The organism is Pseudomonas sp. S3_A09 (assembly GCF_054668065.1).
In genome coordinates, this window is the sequence record NZ_CP162752.1 from 5,040,453 (window position 1) to 5,057,758 (window position 17,306).

14 protein-coding genes and 3 pseudogenes are annotated in these 17,306 nt (G+C 61.6%); 9 read left to right on the forward strand and 8 right to left on the reverse strand.

Features of this window, described 5'->3' with window-relative positions:
- Positions 1 to 3: 3 nt before the first annotated feature.
- On the forward strand, positions 4 to 693 hold the full coding sequence (gene urtE / locus AB4N92_RS23680) for an urea ABC transporter ATP-binding subunit UrtE (RefSeq protein WP_010211077.1): 690 nt from the start codon (positions 4 to 6) through the stop codon (positions 691 to 693).
- 149 nt (positions 694 to 842) lie between these two features.
- Positions 843 to 2,081, forward strand: coding sequence for a hypothetical protein (locus AB4N92_RS23685; RefSeq protein WP_052806507.1), 1,239 nt, complete (start codon positions 843 to 845; stop codon positions 2,079 to 2,081).
- A 63-nt stretch (positions 2,082 to 2,144) separates the two neighbouring features.
- On the opposite strand, the gene AB4N92_RS23690 is transcribed toward AB4N92_RS23685, so the two are convergent.
- The 4 genes from AB4N92_RS23690 to AB4N92_RS23705 all read right to left on the reverse strand — a co-directional run bounded on the left by AB4N92_RS23690 (position 2,145) and on the right by AB4N92_RS23705 (position 7,474).
- The gene (locus AB4N92_RS23690) at positions 2,145 to 3,539 is read right to left on the reverse strand and encodes a class II fumarate hydratase (RefSeq protein WP_236266768.1); all 1,395 of its coding nucleotides are present in this window, start codon (positions 3,537 to 3,539) and stop codon (positions 2,145 to 2,147) included.
- Positions 3,540 to 3,551: 12 nt separating this feature from the next.
- On the reverse strand, positions 3,552 to 4,622 hold the full coding sequence (locus AB4N92_RS23695; RefSeq protein WP_460128397.1) for a cation:dicarboxylate symporter family transporter: 1,071 nt from the start codon (positions 4,620 to 4,622) through the stop codon (positions 3,552 to 3,554).
- A gap of 12 nt (positions 4,623 to 4,634) precedes the next feature.
- Positions 4,635 to 5,939 carry a cation:dicarboxylate symporter family transporter gene (locus AB4N92_RS23700; protein ID WP_010211074.1) on the reverse strand — a complete coding sequence of 435 codons (1,305 nt, stop codon included), beginning with the start codon at positions 5,937 to 5,939 and terminating at the stop codon, positions 4,635 to 4,637.
- 179 nt (positions 5,940 to 6,118) lie between these two features.
- Positions 6,119 to 7,474, reverse strand: a complete 1,356-nt coding sequence (locus tag AB4N92_RS23705; RefSeq protein ID WP_010211073.1) for a class-II fumarase/aspartase family protein — start codon at positions 7,472 to 7,474, stop codon at positions 6,119 to 6,121.
- Between the two features lie 113 nt (positions 7,475 to 7,587).
- Between AB4N92_RS23705 and AB4N92_RS23710 the strand changes: the two are divergent.
- Positions 7,588 to 8,318: pseudogene (locus AB4N92_RS23710) on the forward strand (GntR family transcriptional regulator).
- Here AB4N92_RS23710 and AB4N92_RS23715 read toward each other — a convergent pair.
- Together AB4N92_RS23715 and AB4N92_RS23720 are read right to left on the reverse strand one after the other, a co-directional pair.
- Entirely contained in the window at positions 8,315 to 9,379 is a 1,065-nt protein-coding gene (locus tag AB4N92_RS23715) for a methyl-accepting chemotaxis protein (protein ID WP_373422408.1), read from the reverse strand. The pseudogene AB4N92_RS23710 and the gene AB4N92_RS23715 overlap by 4 nt on opposite strands.
- A gap of 111 nt (positions 9,380 to 9,490) precedes the next feature.
- Positions 9,491 to 9,955: pseudogene (locus AB4N92_RS23720) on the reverse strand (MCP four helix bundle domain-containing protein); the annotation flags it as partial.
- 234 nt (positions 9,956 to 10,189) lie between these two features.
- Between AB4N92_RS23720 and fmdA the strand changes: the two are divergent.
- From fmdA to AB4N92_RS23745, 5 genes are read left to right on the forward strand one after another with little or no spacing between them, the layout of a single operon-like run.
- A complete protein-coding gene (fmdA, locus tag AB4N92_RS23725; protein ID WP_010211069.1) occupies positions 10,190 to 11,419 on the forward strand; it encodes a formamidase in 1,230 nt (409 codons plus the stop codon).
- Between the two features lie 2 nt (positions 11,420 to 11,421).
- Positions 11,422 to 11,769 (forward strand): FmdB family zinc ribbon protein, encoded by a 348-nt coding sequence (locus AB4N92_RS23730; protein WP_010211068.1) that lies wholly within the window; start codon positions 11,422 to 11,424, stop codon positions 11,767 to 11,769.
- A 15-nt stretch (positions 11,770 to 11,784) separates the two neighbouring features.
- Positions 11,785 to 12,828, forward strand: a complete 1,044-nt coding sequence (locus AB4N92_RS23735; RefSeq protein WP_236266766.1) for an aliphatic amidase — start codon at positions 11,785 to 11,787, stop codon at positions 12,826 to 12,828.
- Between the two features lie 3 nt (positions 12,829 to 12,831).
- A complete protein-coding gene (locus AB4N92_RS23740; RefSeq protein ID WP_176332126.1) occupies positions 12,832 to 13,797 on the forward strand; it encodes an AAA family ATPase in 966 nt (321 codons plus the stop codon).
- 56 nt (positions 13,798 to 13,853) lie between these two features.
- Complete coding sequence (locus tag AB4N92_RS23745) at positions 13,854 to 15,209, forward strand: MATE family efflux transporter (protein WP_010211065.1); 1,356 nt, start codon at positions 13,854 to 13,856, stop codon at positions 15,207 to 15,209.
- Here the strand turns inward: AB4N92_RS23745 and AB4N92_RS23750 are convergent.
- Positions 15,193 to 15,780 (reverse strand): TetR/AcrR family transcriptional regulator, encoded by a 588-nt coding sequence (locus AB4N92_RS23750; RefSeq protein ID WP_044287021.1) that lies wholly within the window; start codon positions 15,778 to 15,780, stop codon positions 15,193 to 15,195. The genes AB4N92_RS23745 and AB4N92_RS23750 overlap by 17 nt on opposite strands.
- A 140-nt stretch (positions 15,781 to 15,920) precedes the next feature.
- Here AB4N92_RS23750 and AB4N92_RS23755 point away from each other — a divergent pair, with 140 nt between their 5' ends.
- Positions 15,921 to 17,093, forward strand: a complete 1,173-nt coding sequence (locus AB4N92_RS23755) for an MFS transporter (protein ID WP_010211063.1) — start codon at positions 15,921 to 15,923, stop codon at positions 17,091 to 17,093.
- 9 nt (positions 17,094 to 17,102) lie between these two features.
- On the opposite strand, the pseudogene AB4N92_RS23760 reads toward AB4N92_RS23755, so the two are convergent.
- A pseudogene (locus AB4N92_RS23760) lies at positions 17,103 to 17,296 on the reverse strand (toxin-antitoxin system HicB family antitoxin); the annotation flags it as partial.
- Positions 17,297 to 17,306 lie beyond the last annotated feature (10 nt).

Genomic DNA, 17,306 nt, shown 5'->3' on the forward strand with positions numbered 1-17,306 from the left:
CGCATGTTCAAGATCGACCAGTTGTCCTGCGGCTACGGGCAGAGCCAGATTCTCCATGACTTGAACCTGAATGTCGCCAAGCGCGAGATTGTCGCGGTGATGGGCCGCAACGGCATGGGTAAGACCACGTTGTTCAAGAGCCTGATGGGCATCCTGCCGCAGTGGCAGGGCCAAGTCAGCGTGGATGGGCAGGATGTCTCGGCGCTGGAAACCCATGAACGGGTCGCGCGGGGGATCGCCTATGTGCCCCAGGGCCGCATGATTTTCCCGAGTATGACCGTGCTGGAAAATATTCAGACCGGCTTGCCGGCATCGGCACGCGGCAAAGTGCCGGAAGACTTGTATGCGCTGTTTCCGGTGCTCCACGACATGCAGTCGCGAAAGGGCGGTAACCTGTCTGGCGGGCAGCAACAACAACTGGCGATAGCCCGGGCGCTGGCGACCAACCCCAAAGTGTTGTTGTTGGATGAGCCGACAGAGGGTATCCAGCCGTCGATCATCAAGGACATTGCCCGCACGCTGAAGGAAATCCGTAACCTGCGCGATTTGACCATTGTGGTGTCGGAGCAGGTGCTGTCGTTTACCCTGGACATCGCGGACCGTTTTCTGGTGATCGAGAAGGGGCGGTTTGTGATTGAAGAGACCCGCGACCGAGTGGATGAGGCGATGATCAGCCGGTACTTATCGGTGTGAATGCAGGTTGGGTTGCCGCTTCGTAAGTGCTGGTTTTAACCTATGTTTTACTGGAACCGTTGCTCTTTGTGTGGCCACAGATGGATGTCGACAAACTGTCCAGCCGAACGTTGGTCGGCTGTGATGCATCTACTCCCTGAGGTGTTGCCATGGTAAATACTCAATACGGTCAAAATTACCCACTCAGTTTCAATAGGCCTGATCTTGACGGGCAACCCACCTCGCGGGAGGACAAATACAAGAACACTTCAAATTTGAATCTGGTAAAGACGTTTGGGAATAACTTTGATTACTTCGTCAATACCAAGACCGGCTTCGTGGACCAGGCCAGACTCCGTGAAGTGGCGGCTCGTCCGCTGACCGGTCATTCCGTCGACGACAATATGACGCTATTGGCAGGCGAAATCCTTAATCGCCCGGACGTGAACCGCAAGTTGGATAAGTTGAATGAGCGCGGTATACACGACGGTCTAGTTGACCGTGAAAACGTTGAACAGCTCGTTGATTACTACACGAGCGATGACGCGTCTGCCGGCCAGCAGTCCAGGGCCGGAGAGCCGAGCACTGCACCGTCATTTTCGCAGGCTTACCCTGCGCAATATGAGCGCCCCATTAATAACGTCGGAGCGTTCAACCAGCCCGCAATGAATCATTCACCGGGGGACTATCGCGCGCCTTCGAATACCACGGTTGCACGGGATTTTGCCGATAACTTCAGCTACTTCCAGGGCCCGTCCGGCTTTGTCACACGTGCAGTCCTTGAGGACGCTGCCAATCGTCCGTTGACCGGTAACCCGGTAGAAGACCGGATGACACTGCTGGCCAACGAGATTCTCAGCCGTCCTGAAATGAGTCATTTGCTCGATGCAATCAACCACAGTGGCCTTGAAGACGGGCTGATCAGCCAGGGGGACGCGAACAGGGTGGTTGATTACTACCAATCCCAAGAGACACCGTCCATGCAGAGTTGGGCCGGAAGGTACACCGGTTCCATGCAGCGCCAACGTGTTGAAAACACCTATGACGAGTACTATCGCCCGCAGGCATTCGGCAGCATGTCCGCATCGTCGCAAGGCGAAGGCATGAGCCCGCAGAGTGGTGAGGTTTTTCGTGAGTTGAGAGGTGCCACAAACGCTGATTTGGCGAAAGAGCTGGGTAATAACTTTGACTACTTCGCTCCCAACGCCAATGACAAAATCAGCCAGCAATCATTACGTGAAGTAGCAAGCCAGACGATGGACGGCAATCCCGTGAACGATAGGATGACCCTGCTGGCCCGGGAGATCCTTAGCCGGCCGGAGTTCAACCGTCAGTTGGACTCCGTTACCGACAGCGATCTACCGGACAGGCTGATTGGACGCGATACAGTCCAAACATTGGAGTTATGACTTTTCATGCTCAGGTAGAGCGCCTTGCGGGGGTGTCGGACTGAACGTCCTGTCGGGCAACGTTCAGTCGTCGCTGGGTGTGATCATCCTTTCCGGCCGCACCTGTCGCTCATAATCTTCGGCGGTTATCAGCCCTAGTTGCACCGCCGCGTCCTTGGGTGACAGGCCCTCGTCCGCGGCCTTACGGGTGATCTGCGCCACGCGGTCATAGCCCAGCACCGGGTTCAGTGCGGTCGCCATCAATAATGAGTGCTCCACATTGTGCGCCAGGCGCCGGCGGTTCACTTCCAGGCCGCCCAGCAGCTTGTGGGTGAACAGGCTGGCGCAGTCGCTGAGTACCTCGATCGAGTGCAGCAGGTTGTGGATCAATACCGGCTTGGCCACGTTCAATTCGAAGGTGCTGGAAGCCCCCGCCAGGGTGATGGTGGTGTGGTTGCCGATCACCTGCATCGCCGCCTGCACCAGCACTTCGGCGATGGTCGGGTTGCGTTTGCCGGGCATGATCGAAGAGGTCAGGCCGTCGTCGGGCACGATCAATTCACCCAGGCCGCAGCGCGGCCCCGAGCCAAGCAGGCGGATGTCATTGGCGATCTTGGTCAGTGACACGGCGAGCACATTCAATGCCCCAGAGGCTTCTACCAAGGCATCGTGGGTGCCCATGCCTTCGAACTTGCACGGGTTGGTTTCGAAGCGTTCGCCAGTGAGTCGGCTGATTTCCTCGCAGAACGCCAGGTCAAAACCCGCCGGTGTATTCAGTCCAGTGCCCACCGCTGTCCCCCCTTGGGGCAGCAGGCGCAGGCGCGGCATGCACGCTTCGATGCGCGCGATGCCGTGCTGGATTTGCTGGGCAAACGCGCCAAATGCCTGGCCTTGGCTCATGGGCACCGCATCCATCAGGTGGGTACGGCCGATTTTAAGCACCTCCTGCCAGGCGTCGGCTTTGTTATCGAGCGCATCACGCAGATGGCCCAGCACAGGCAGCAGTCGACCGCGCAGTTCCAGCACAGTGGTCAGGTGCATCACCGTGGGGAAGCTGTCGTTGGACGACTGTGAACGGTTCACATGGTCGTTGGGGTGCACCGGCGACTTGCTGCCCAGTTCGCCGCCGAGGGTGAGGTTGGCGCAGTTGGCGATCACCTCATTGGCGTTCATGTTGGTCTGGGTGCCGGAGCCGGTTTGCCAGATCGACAGCGGGAAATGCTGGTCAAGGTCGCCTTTGGCCAGTGCTTCGGCGGCCTGTTCGATCGCTTGCGCCAGGGCCGGCGCCAATACGCCGAGGCGTGCATTGGCACGCGCACACGCACGTTTTTGTTGGCCAAAGGCGCGGATCAGGCTGGCGGGGAACGGCTGCTTACCGCCGAAGACCTCCAGCGCCCGTTGGGTTTGCGCGCCCCAGTAGCGGTCGGCCGGTATGGACACGGGGCCGAACGCGTCATGTTCGATTCGCAGAGTCGTCATCACGAGGCTCCGTTAAAGCGCAGCGCCGGCAGCACGCCCGAGCACGCGTTGGTATTCATCCTGGGCAGTCTGTTGGGAGAACTCCCCGGACCATTTCGACACCACCACCGTCGCGACGCTATTGCCGATGGTGTTGCAGGTGGCAATGGCCATCGACATGAAGCGGTACACGCCGAACAGCAGCGCCAGGCCTTCTGCCGGCAGCACGCCGATGGCCGTGACCGTCGCGGCGAACACCACGTTCAATGCCCCAGAGGCTTCTACCAAGGCATCGTGGGTGCCCATGCCTTCGAACTTGCACGGGTTGGTTTCGAAGCGTTCGCCAGTGAGTCGGCTGATTTCCTCGCAGAACGCCAGGTCAAAACCCGCCGGTGTATTCAGTCCAGTGCCCACCGCTGTCCCCCCTTGGGGCAGCAGGCGCAGGCGCGGCATGCACGCTTCGATGCGCGCGATGCCGTGCTGGATTTGCTGGGCAAACGCGCCAAATGCCTGGCCTTGGCTCATGGGCACCGCATCCATCAGGTGGGTACGGCCGATTTTAAGCACCTCCTGCCAGGCGTCGGCTTTGTTATCGAGCGCATCACGCAGATGGCCCAGCACAGGCAGCAGTCGACCGCGCAGTTCCAGCACAGTGGTCAGGTGCATCACCGTGGGGAAGCTGTCGTTGGACGACTGTGAACGGTTCACATGGTCGTTGGGGTGCACCGGCGACTTGCTGCCCAGTTCGCCGCCGAGGGTGAGGTTGGCGCAGTTGGCGATCACCTCATTGGCGTTCATGTTGGTCTGGGTGCCGGAGCCGGTTTGCCAGATCGACAGCGGGAAATGCTGGTCAAGGTCGCCTTTGGCCAGTGCTTCGGCGGCCTGTTCGATCGCTTGCGCCAGGGCCGGCGCCAATACGCCGAGGCGTGCATTGGCACGCGCACACGCACGTTTTTGTTGGCCAAAGGCGCGGATCAGGCTGGCGGGGAACGGCTGCTTACCGCCGAAGACCTCCAGCGCCCGTTGGGTTTGCGCGCCCCAGTAGCGGTCGGCCGGTATGGACACGGGGCCGAACGCGTCATGTTCGATTCGCAGAGTCGTCATCACGAGGCTCCGTTAAAGCGCAGCGCCGGCAGCACGCCCGAGCACGCGTTGGTATTCATCCTGGGCAGTCTGTTGGGAGAACTCCCCGGACCATTTCGACACCACCACCGTCGCGACGCTATTGCCGATGGTGTTGCAGGTGGCAATGGCCATCGACATGAAGCGGTACACGCCGAACAGCAGCGCCAGGCCTTCTGCCGGCAGCACGCCGATGGCCGTGACCGTCGCGGCGAACACCACGAAGCTGCCACCCGACACCGCCGCCGCGCCTTTGGAGGTCACCAGCATGATCGCGATGATGCCCAGCTGTTGTTCCCAGCTCAGCGGCACTCCGTAGGCATTGGCGATAAACAGCACGCACAGCGACATGTAGATCGAGGTGCCGTCGAGGTTGAACGCATAGCCGGTGGGCAGCACCAGGCCAACGCTCTGTTTGGAGCAACCGAATTTCTCGAGTTTTTGCAGCAGGCGCGGCAGGGCGCTTTCCGACGAGGCGGTGCCGAGCACGATGAAGATTTCATCCTTGATATAGGTGAGGAAACGCCACAGGCTGAAGCCGCTCAACCGGCATACGGCGCCGAGCACCACACAGATAAAGAATGCGATGCCGACGTAGAACATCAACACCAGGTTGGCCAGGGACATCAGCACCGCCGTGCCATTGCTGCCAACCGCGTAAGCCACCGACCCGAAGGCACCCAGGGGCGCGAACTTCATGATCAGGTTGATAAACTCGAAGAAGCACTCGGAGATGCGGTTCAGGCCGTCTTCGATCACTTCGCGGCGTTCGGGCTTCAACGCCAGCAGGGCGAAGCCGAACAACACCGAGATCACCAGTACTTGCAGCAACTGGCCGCCGGCGAAGGCACCGACGAAATTGTCCGGAAAGATGCCGTAGATAAAGTCCAGGGTCGACGCCGGCGCATGCCCCTTGGCCACGGCGGCACTCGCGGCGGTCGCGGCGGCGCTGCTCGGGTGGGCGTCGTGCATGCCGGAGCCGATCTGCAACAGGTTGCCCCACAACAGGCCGATGGCCAGGGCAATGGTGGAGACCACTTCGAAGTAAATCAACGCGCGCAAGCCGACCTTGCCGACGCGCTTGATATCGCCGGCCGAGGCGATGCCGTGGACCACGGTGAAAAACACCAGCGGCGCGACGGCGGTCTTGATCAGCTTGAGGAAGATATCGCCAAGGATCTTGAAACCGGCGGCCAGCTCGGGGGCGAGAAAGCCGAAGGCGATGCCGAGGAACATGGCGGCGATGACCTGGAAGGTCAGGTCCTTGTAGAGCGGTTTTTTTGCGGTGGTGGATGACATGTCTGTGCTCTCATTGTTGTTATGGTTCGGGTGTTACACAGGCTTGTGAAACGAAAGAGAACCCCTGTGGGAGCGGGCTTGCTCGCGAAAGCGCTCTGTCAGTTGATGCATTGGTTGACTGAGGCATTGCATTCGCGAGCAAGCCCGCTCCCACAGTTGGATCTTCATCCGCGTTGGCGTCAGCGTTTCACGGCACCCTGGCGCGCCAGCGCGATATCCACCATCTGCGGCGCCAGCCCCAGGTAGTTGGCGGGATCGGTCAGGCGTTGCAGCTCGGCCAGGTCCAGTTGCGCGGTGGCTTCACCCTGGGCGAGCAGGGCGTCGAGCAAGCTGGTGCCCTGGTCGTTAGCCATGCGGCACGCGGCATACACCACATCATGGGCCACTTGGCGGCCAAGGGCCGGGGCGAGGCCCATCATCACGGCTTCGGCGACGATCAGGCCCTGGGTCATGTCGAGGTTCTTGCGCATGCGCTCGGGGCGCACCTCCAGGCCGGCGAGCATAAAGGTCGCCTGGCCGAGGGACGCGGCGCTGAGCGCAAAGGCTTCGGGAATGGCGATCCACTCCGCCTGCCACGGGCCGGTGGAGCGTTCGAAGTCCTGGATCATCGCGTCGAGCATCAGCCCGGCGTGTTGGCGCACGCCCTTGGCGGCGGCGTACATCAGCTCGCAGGAAATCGGATTGCGCTTTTGCGGCATGGTGCTGCTGGCGCCACGGCCCTTGACGAACGGCTCGTACACTTCGCCCAGTTCGCTGGTCATCATCATCATGATGTCGAGTGCAATCTTGCCCAGGGAACCGGTGACCAGCCCGAGGAAGTTCAGGGTCTCGGCCAGGCCATCGCGGGCCACGTGCCAGGTGGCCTGCGGTACGCCCAGGCCGAGTTCGCTCATCAACGCTTCCTGGACTTCCAGGCCTTTGTCGCCGAGGGAGGCGAGGGTACCTGCAGCCCCGGCGAACTGGCCGATTTCGACGCGTGGGCGCAGTTCCACCAAGCGCTCGGCGTGGCGATCGAACATGCTCAGCCACACCGCGCACTTGTAGCCGAAGGTGATCGGCAGCGCGTGCTGCAAGTGTGTGCGGCCGGCCATGGGCGTGTCGCGATAACGCTCGGCCAGGCCGGCGAGCAGCCCGCGCACGGTCTGGATATCGCGCTCGACGATGGCCAGTGCGGCGCGTACTTGCAGGACCACGGCGGTGTCCATGATGTCCTGCGTGGTGGCGCCCCAATGCACGTAGCGGCCCGCTTCACCACAGATCTTCGACAGTTGCTCAACCAGCGGGAGGATCGGGTAACCGACGATTTCTGTCTCGTGCTGCATCAGCGCCAGGTCCAGGGCTTCGTACTGCGACAGCGTGGCGATCTGCTCGGCCGCGTCGGTCGGGATAACGCCGCAACGCGCTTCGGCACGGGCCAGGGCCACTTCCACTTCGATATAGCGTTCGATCAGGGCTTTATCGGAGAACACGCCGCGCATTTCGGCGGTGCCGAACATGTCGCGGAACAGGGCGGAATCAAAAACGGTACTCGACATGGGAAAATCCTAATTGTTATTTTTAAACCATACATATTTTATATGTCCGTACATTATGATTGCGCTTGTGCTGATACACTGTCAACTCGATAACGAGGGTAAAAATGGAAAGCGTGAGCCAGAGGCGTTATGCGGCGGTTGCCAAGGATTTGATCGACCAGATTGGCAGCGGCCATTACCCGGTGGGTTCGTTGTTGCCGACTGAGTTCGAACTCTGCTCGCTGTATGCGGTGAGCCGCCACACCGTGCGCGCGGCCATTGACCAGTTGCAGGGGCAGGGCATGGTCTCGCGGCGCAAGCGCGTGGGCACGCGCGTCGAAGCGTCGTCGCCCCAGGGGGGTACTCCCAGGCGATGGCGTCGGTGGCCGACCTCGTGCAAGTGGCCGAAACCCATATCCGCGATATCCAGGCGGTGCGCGAGTTCGTTGTCGACATCGCCCTGGCCCGGCGCCTGGGGTTGGAGCCGGGCGGGCATTACTTCTGTGTGTCGAGCATCAAGGTCGATGCCGGCGCTGGCAATGCGCCGTTGTGCTGGACCGATGTATATGCCGAACAGACCTTTGCCGAGGTGATTCCTGAAGCACGCAAGCACCCGGATGAACTGATCGCGGCACTGATCGGCAAGGCCTTCTCGCGGCACATCGATGTGGTGGACCAGCAAGTGCGCCCGGTACAGTTATCGTCCGAATTGGCCGCCAGCCTCAAGGCGCAGAGCGGTGCGCTGGGGCTGACCATCATTCGCCAGTACCGCGATGAGGCCGGCGTGCTGATCGCCGTATCGGAATCGGTCTACCCTGCCGACCGTTTCACCCTGACCATGCAGATGAAACGCGACAAACGCTAGGCCACGTTGAAAAACGCCACCTTGGTGCTCAAGCGATCCGCCAGCTCCGCCAGTTCGTGATTGGAATTTTCCACCTGCTCGGAGCCCGCCGCCGATTGCACGGTGGAGCTGTGGATGCGCGTGACGTTCTGTGCAACCTCTTCAGCCGCCGCGCTTTGCTGCACGGAAACACTGGCGATCTGCGCGTTCATCGCATTGATCGCGCCGACTTCCTGGCTGATCTTGCCGAGCGCCAACTGAGAGTCGCGGGTCTGCGTCACGGTGGTCTGGGCCAGGCTGCGGCTGCGTTGCATGATGTCGGCGGCGTCCTGGGTGCCGCTTTGCAGCTTGCCGATCATGTCGCGGATTTCCTGGGTGGACTCCTGGGTGCGCGTCGCCAGGGAGCGCACTTCATCGGCCACCACCGCAAATCCTCGGCCATGTTCACCGGCACGTGCGGCCTCAATCGCCGCGTTCAGCGCCAACAGGTTGGTCTGGGCGGCGATGGCGTTGATCACTTCGATCACGGTTTCGATGTTTTCACTGTCGCTGGACACCTGGTTGACCCGAAGGGTGGCCTGGTCGAGGATCGTCGCCAATTCTTCGATGGACACGGTCACTTCGCCCACCAGGCGGTGGCCGCTGTCCACTTCGGCGTCGGCCAGGATAGTCGCCTTGGATGCGGCGGAAGCGTAGCCCGAGACCTCGCTGACCGAGGCGGCCATTTGCGTGATTGCGGCGGCCACGTGCTGGGCTTCGCTGGTCTGCAGGTTGATCTGCTGGCGGTTATCGCTGGCCACTGACAGCAGGGTGACCGAGGAATGGCGCAGGGCCTGGGCTGCCGAGCGCACTTCGCTGATGGTGTCGCTCAGGCGTGCCAGGGCGTTTTTCAGGATGCCCATCACGCTGTCGGGGTAGCGGGTCTCGATGCGCTGGTCCAGCTCGCCATCGGCCAGGCGGCGGATCGCCTCGGCGACTTCCTCCGGCTCTGCGCCAAGGGTGGCCTTGACCTTGCGGATAATCAGCAGTGACACCAGCACGCTCAAGATGATCGCGACGGCGCTGGCCAGCACCATCAGCATGGCAAAGGTGCCGGCAGCCGATTGCACGGTATCCAGGCGTTGCTTGATGTGCGCTTCTTCGAAGTCGATCAGCGCATTCACGCGTTTGAGCCACTCGGTGTAGTGGACCGAAGCCTGGGCCAGCAGCAAGTCCTGGGCGCCGGCAATGTCATTGCTGCGACGCAGGTTGATCACCCGTTCGGTGGACGCCAGGGCCTGGGTCTCGATGGCCTTGATATCACCCAGCAGACGGGTTTCCTCGGCGCTGGCGGTGGTGTTGGCGAACAGGCGGTCCAGCATCACGGCAGAGTCCTGGTAATCGCGCTTGAGCTGGTCGATCTCGGCCAGATGGCGGTTGAGCGCCGCTTCATCCTTGACCAGTACCGCATCGCGAATGGCGATGGCGCGGTTGTGCACGCTGCCACGGAAGTTGATCGCGTAGCGCTGGACGACGGCGGCTTTTTCACCGACATCCTTGAGCGTACTGTCGATAAAACCCACGCGTTGAATACCGACGGCAGTGATCAGCACCAGCAACGACAAGGTGGACGCGAAGCCCAGCCCGATACGCATTGCCAACGACATAGGGTTTTTCATAAAAGGCTCGATATTCAAGGGGGCAGGAGTGATGGCTAAAAGCTATCTTCGCGGTGGAATCTAACGACCTGCCTGCCTGGCGTCCAATCAGTAAATACTTAAGCTGTCATCGAGCGAATTGATGGAATAAAACCGCGACACCGTCGTTAATACGTCATCCAACGTATTTCCCGTTTTTCCTGGCCGCCTGAGACTGGATCCCACGCACCCCGTCATCCGTCCAGGAGCCAGTCCATGACCGAAACGCTGATCAAAGTCGACCTCAACCAGCCTGTCACCGAGAACGAGCAGATCCATAACCGCTGGCACCCGGACATCCCCATGGCCTGTTGGGTCAAGCCGGGCGATGACTTCATCCTGGAAACCTACGATTGGACCGCCGGCGCGATCAAGAACAATGACGACGCCAGCGATGTGCGCGATGTCGACCTGTCGACCGTGCACTATCTGTCGGGCCCGGTGGGTGTACACGGCGCCGAACCGGGGGATTTGTTGGTGGTGGACTTGCTGGATATCGGTGCCAAGGCCGATTCCCAGTGGGGCTTCAATGGTTTTTTCTCGCGGCAGAACGGCGGTGGTTTCCTTACTGATCACTTCCCCAGCGCGCAGAAAGCCATCTGGGACTTCAAAGGCATGTTCACCCGTTCGCGGCATATCCCCGGGGTGAACTTTGCCGGGCTGATCCACCCAGGCTTGATCGGTTGCCTGCCCGACCCGGTGATGCTCGCCGACTGGAACCGTCGCGAGCAGGAGCTGATTGACACAAACCCGACGCGCGTTCCGCCACTGGCCAACGCACCGCTGGCCGCCACTGCCCACATGGGCAAACTCACCGGGCAGGCCCGTGACGATGCGGCAGCGACCGGCGCACGCACAGTGCCGCCGCGCGAGCATGGCGGTAACTGCGATATCAAGGATTTATCCCGGGGCTCGAAGATCTTCTTCCCGGTCTACGTCAACGGCGCCGGGCTGTCGGTGGGCGATCTGCACTTCAGCCAGGGCGACGGCGAAATCACCTTTTGCGGCGCGATCGAGATGGCTGGTTGGGTGCACATGAAGGTCGAGCTGATCAAGGGCGGCATGGCCAAGTACGGGATCAAGAACCCGGTGTTCAAGCCGAGCCCGATCACGCCGAACTACAAGAATTACTTGATCTTCGAAGGCATTTCGGTGGACGAACAGGGCCAGCAGCACTACCTGGACGTCAATGTCGCCTACCGCCAGGCGTGCCTGAATGCGATCAACTACCTGACCAAGTTCGGCTACTCGCCGGCCCAGGGTTACGCGCTGCTCGGCTCGGCACCGGTGCAAGGGCATATCAGCGGCGTGGTGGACATCCCGAATGCCTGCGCCACATTGTGGCTGCCGACGGAAATCTTCGAGTTCGACATCAACCCCAACGCCAGTGGCCCAACTCAATTTCTCGACGGCAGCATCGACCTGCCCATCGCTCCGGACCTCTAGCCATGCCGACCTACGAATACGCCTGCGACACCTGCGGCACCTTCACGATGTTGCGCCCGATTGCACAGCGCAACGAACCCAGCCAATGCCCGTATTGCGCAGGGCCCGGCGGGCAGTTGCGGGTGTCGGCTCCGGCGCTGCAAACCCTGTCGGCCAACCAGCGCAGGGCCATCGCCGGCAACGAGCGCAGCGCCAACGCGCCGCAAACGGTCGGCGAATACCAGGACAGCCGCAAACACCCGGCCGGTTGTAGTTGCTGCGGCACCCGCAAGAAGGTCGAGCCCAGCAAGGCCAACCCCTTGGGGCTCAAGACCCGCACCGGCCCACGGCCGTGGATGATCAGTCACTAGAACAGGAGCGTTGTAATGCGCCATGGCGACATTTCCAGCAGCCCGGACACCGTCGGTGTAGCGGTGGTGAACTACAAGATGCCGCGCCTGCACAGCAAGGCCGAGGTCATCGACAACGCAAGCAAGATTGCCGAGATCATTGTCGGCATGAAACAGGGCCTGCCCGGCATGGATTTGGTGGTGTTCCCGGAATACAGCACCATGGGGATCATGTACGACCATGACGAGATGATGGCGACCGCCGCGAGCATTCCCGGCGAGGAGACCGCGATCTTCTCGGTAGCCTGCCGCCAGGCGAATACCTGGGGCGTGTTCTCCCTGACCGGCGAGCGCCACGAAGAACATCCGCACAAGGCGCCCTATAACACCTTGGTATTGATCAATAACCTGGGCGAGATCGTGCAGCGCTATCGCAAGTGCATTCCCTGGTGCCCGATCGAGGGTTGGTATCCGGGGGATCGCACCTACGTGTGCGACGGGCCCAAGGGCATGAAGATCAGCCTGATCATCTGCGACGACGGCAACTACCCGGAGATCTGGCGAGACTGCGCCATGAAGGGCGCCGAGCTGATCGTGCGGTGCCAGGGCTATATGTACCCGGCCAAGGAGCAGCAGGTGCAGATGTCCAAGAGCATGGCCTGGGCCAATAACTGCTATGTGGCGGTGGCGAATGCGGCGGGGTTCGACGGGGTGTACTCGTACTTCGGACACTCGGCGATCATCGGCTTTGATGGGCGCACCCTGGGCGAGTGCGGCGAGGAGGAGATGGGCATTCAGTATGCGCAGTTGTCGGTGTCGCAGATCCGCGATGCGCGGGCCAATGACCAGTCGCAGAACCATCTGTTCAAGCTGCTGCATCGGGGCTACACCGGCATGCATGCCTCGGGCGATGGCGACAAGGGCGTGGCGGATTGCCCGTTCGAGTTCTATCGCACCTGGGTCTTGGATGCGCAGAAAGCCCAGGAAAACGTGGAGAAAATCACCCGCAGCACGGTAGGCGTCGCGGAGTGCCCGGTGGCGAATTTGCCCCATGGTGGTCAAGAAAAGACGGCGGGGTAGGGCATGCGCTTTACCTTTGAACCGGCCCAGGTGATGGCCCTGCTGCGCAGCCGGATCATCGGCCAGGAGGCGGCGCTGGCCCAGGTGGAAGGCTTGCTCAAGGTGGTCAAGGCCGATATCAGTGAGCGTGACCGCCCCCTCAGCGTCAACCTGTTCATGGGGCCGACCGGTGTCGGCAAGACCGAAATCGTGCGCCTGCTGGCCCAGGCGCTGCACGGTCGTGCCGACGGTTTCTGCCGCATCGACATGCACACCCTGGCCCAGGAACATTACGCGGCCGCGCTGACCGGCGCGCCGCCGGGGTATGTGGGCAGCAAGGAGGGCATCAGCCTGTTCAACAGCGAGTTGATCCAGGGCACCTACAGCCGGCCGGGGATCGTGCTGTTCGATGAACTGGAAAAGGCCAGCCAGGAGGTGGTACGCAGCCTGTTGGGCATACTGGAAAACGGTCAGCTGACCTTGGCCGGCGGCACGCGCACGTTAGACTTTCGCAACAGTCTGATCTTCATGACCAGCAACATCGGCGCGCAACAGGCGCGTCGGCATCGCCTGCGTTTTACCCAGGGCTGGCGACGTCTGCTGCGCGTGTGTGTAAGGGGTGAGGCACAGGTGTTGGAAGAGGCGCTGCATGGGCATTTCGAACCGGAGTTTCTCAATCGGATCGACCGTATCCTGATGTTCGAGCCCATCGACGCGCAGTGGCTGGAGGCGCTGCTGGCGGTGGAACTCGACAAACTCAACCAGCGCCTGGCGGTGCAGCAGCGCTCGTTGGTGCTGGATGCGCAGGCGCGGGCTTGGCTGTGCCGCCAGCACGACATGCGATTTGGCGCGAGGGCGCTGGCCAGGCGCTTGCGGGTCGAACTGGAGCCCGCGATTGCCGAATGCTTATTGCAAGGTAATGCCCGACACCTGAGTGCGACAGTGCGCAACGCCTGTTTGGTGGTCGAACCCGAAAGCACAGGAAGATAGGATCCACTTACGGTATAACCCTCGGACGCTTTAGTTCTTCGAGGCCCCGTTTTTTCATGCAAAGCCCTTTGCAACGCCCGCTGTGGCAGATCTACCTGATCTTTCTGGCACCGATGGTCCTGTCCAACTTCCTGCAAAGTTTTTCCGGCACCCTCAACGGTATCTATGTCGGGCAAATGCTCGGTACCCAGGCGTTGGCGGCGGTGTCGGGGATGTTTCCCATCGTGTTTTTCTTCATTGCCCTGGTGATTGGCCTGGGGGCGGGCGCCTCGGTGTTGATCGGCCAGGCCTGGGGGGCCCAGGAAACGGCAATGGTCAAGGCAATCACCGGCGCGACCCTGACCCTGGGCGCGCTGGTGGGTGTGGTTGCCGCAGTGTTGGGCAGCCTATTTGCGCGCCCGGCGCTGCAGGCGCTGGGCACACCGGTTGATGTGCTCGACGATGCGGTCGGCTATGCGCAGAAGATGATGCTGATCATGCCGCTGCTGCTGGTGTTCATCCTCTACACCCAGCTGCTGCGCGGTGTCAGCGACACGATCTCGCCGTTGCTGGCGCTGATGGTCTCGACCCTGGTCGGCCTGCTGCTGACGCCGGCGCTGATTCGCGGCTGGGTCGGCCTGCCACCCATGGGTATCCAGAGCGCGGTGTATGCCGGGCTGGTGGGCAACGCGTTAGCCATGCTGTTTTTGATCTTGCGCCTTCGGCATAAAAACCATGTGATGGCACCGGACCGCGAACTGCTCGCCGCCTTGCGCCTGGACCGTGTGATTCTTGGCAAAGTCCTGCGTATCGGCTTGCCCACCGGCCTGCAGATGGTGGTGCTGTCGCTGTCGGAATTGGTCATCCTCGCCTTGGTCAACGGCCATGGCTCCCAAGCCACGGCGGCCTATGGCGCGGTGACGCAGATCGTCAACTACGTGCAGTTCCCCGCGCTGTCGATTGCCATCACCGCGTCGATTCTCGGCGCCCAGGCGATTGGTGCCGGGCGTTTGGAGCGCATCGGCCCGATCCTGCGCACCGGCCTGTTGATCAATACCTGCCTTACCGGTGGCCTGATTGTGCTGGGTTACGTCTTGTCGCACTGGTTGCTCGGCCTGTTCATCACCGACGACGCGGCGCGGGTCAATGCCGAGCACCTGCTGCACATCATGCTGTGGAGCATCCTGGTGTTTGGCTTCCAGGCTGTGATCGGCGGGATCATGCGCGCCAGCGGTGTGGTGCTGATGCCGGTGGTGATCTCGATTTTCTGTGTGCTCTGCGTTGAACTGCCGATGGCTTACCTGTTGAACGCCCACTTCGGCCTGGAAGGGGTGTGGATGGCGTTTCCGGTGACCTACCTGGCCATGCTGGCATTGCAGACTGCGTATTACCGCCTGGTGTGGCGACACAAGCAGATCAAGCGGTTGGTGTAAGGCTGAGGCCACGCAACAACAGCTCCAGGCCCTGCAAACCTTGCTCCAGCCGCTCGCCCGGATGCTCATCCCGGGCGATCCACAGGGCGGTGTTGACCAGGCTGCCGTTGATCAATTGCGCCAGCGCGGCGCTCGGGGCGGGGCGGATGACACCGGTTTGCATCAGGGCTTCCAGCCGTTGGCGCAACGACTCGACACACTGTTGCTGGGAGCCGGTATCGCCCAATACGGCGGGCGCATCCTGCAACACAATGCGCTGGATCTCGTCGTCCTGAGCCATGCGCAAATAGGCGCGGCAACGTTCGCAAAAGCCGGCCCACGGATCCGTTGCTTCATCTGTAATGCGCTGCAAGTGTGTGTCCATCTCACTGTCGAGTTGGGCAACCACGGCGGCCAACAGTCCTTTTTTGTCACCAAAGTGATGGTACAACGCGCCGCGTGTCAGGCCGGCGCGGGCGGTAAAATCGTCCATTGATGTGTTCGCGTAGCCTTGGGTGGCAAAGGCCTTTCGGGCGCTGGCGATCAGCCGGGCACGGGTGTCTTCGATCATTTCGGCACGGGCTCGGCTCATGGTAGGTCTCACAACGGGCAAGTGAACGATTGACATACGTCGCGTATGTTACGCATGATTTGCCACATACGCACCGTATGTATTTTGCCTCGGTCATTGCAGATAGCAAGTCGCAGGCATTCAGGAAGAGGTCCAGCAGGATGGCAAACCCTTACGCCGAGTTATTCCAGGTCCCCGGCGCCCGGGCCTTTGTACTGGCAGGCATGCTGGCGCGCATGCCCGTGTCGATGACAGGGATTGGCTTGATCACCATGCTTTCCCAGGTGCACGGCGGTTACGGCCTGGCGGGTTCGGTGGCAGCGGTATTTGCCCTGGCCACGGCGTTTTGCGCACCCCAGGTATCACGGCTGGTAGATCGCTACAGCCAGGGCCGGGTGCTGCCGGTGGCCGCGCTGATCGGCGGTGGGGCTTTGTTGATGGTGCTGCTGTGCACCCGCTTGCAGGCACCGAACTGGACGTTGTTCCTGTTTGCCGCCTTGGCCGGTTGCATGCCGAACATGTCGGCCATGGTGCGTGCGCGCTGGACCGAGTTGTACCGTGGCCAGCCCAAGTTGCAGACCGCGTTCGCCCTGGAGTCGGTGCTGGATGAGGTGTGCTTCATCATCGGGCCACCCATTTCGGTGGGTTTGAGCGTGGTGCTGTTCCCCGAGGCGGGGCCCTTGGTGGCGGCGCTGTTACTGGCGGTCGGCGTCACCACCTTTGTATTGCAACGTGAGACCGAGCCTCCCGTCCATGAACATCAGGACCATCACGGCGGCTGGCTGATTGCATCGCCCTCGGTGCTGATCCTGATGATCCTGCTGCTGGCCATGGGCGTGATCGTCGGCGTGGTGGACGTGGTCAGCGTCGCCTTTGCCCAGCATCAGGGCCAGCCGGCGGCGGCGAGCATTGTGCTGTCGGTGTACGCCATCGGTTCGTGCCTGGCGGGGCTGGCGTTCGGTACCCTCAAGCTCAAGGCACCGTTGCCCAGGCAGTTCCTGTTCTGCGGCGTGGCCACCGCGTTGACCACCTTGCCGTTGCTGCTGGTGAGCAACATCCCGGGGCTGGCGGTGGCGATCTTTATTTCCGGGCTGTTCTTCGCCCCCACGTTGATCGTGTCCATGGCCCTGGTGGAGCAGATCGTGCCCGCCAGCCGCCTGACCGAAGGCATGACCTGGCTGATCACCGGCCTCAGCATCGGCGTGGCCATCGGCGCCGCCAGTTCCGGTTGGATGATCGACCACTTTGGCGCCACCAGCGGGTTCTGGGTCGCGTTGGTGGCCGGGGCGGTGGTGCTGGGGGCCGCGGTGCTGGGGTATCGGCGGTTGGGATAATCGGCTTATCGCTGGGCAAGCGTCTGCACTGTGGTGGTGCGGAAAATCGCTCAAGGCTTGGCGAGTCAGGTCATTGAGGGTCAGTTTCTTGCGGGTCGCCGCCAGGGCCGCCGCCAAGTGCAGGTCATGGCCGACCCGGACATTGAAGGAGCCGTGCAAGGCTTCTCCGGTGTGTGGCCCAGGGACTGGCACGTAGTGAGGTAGTAGCCCAGT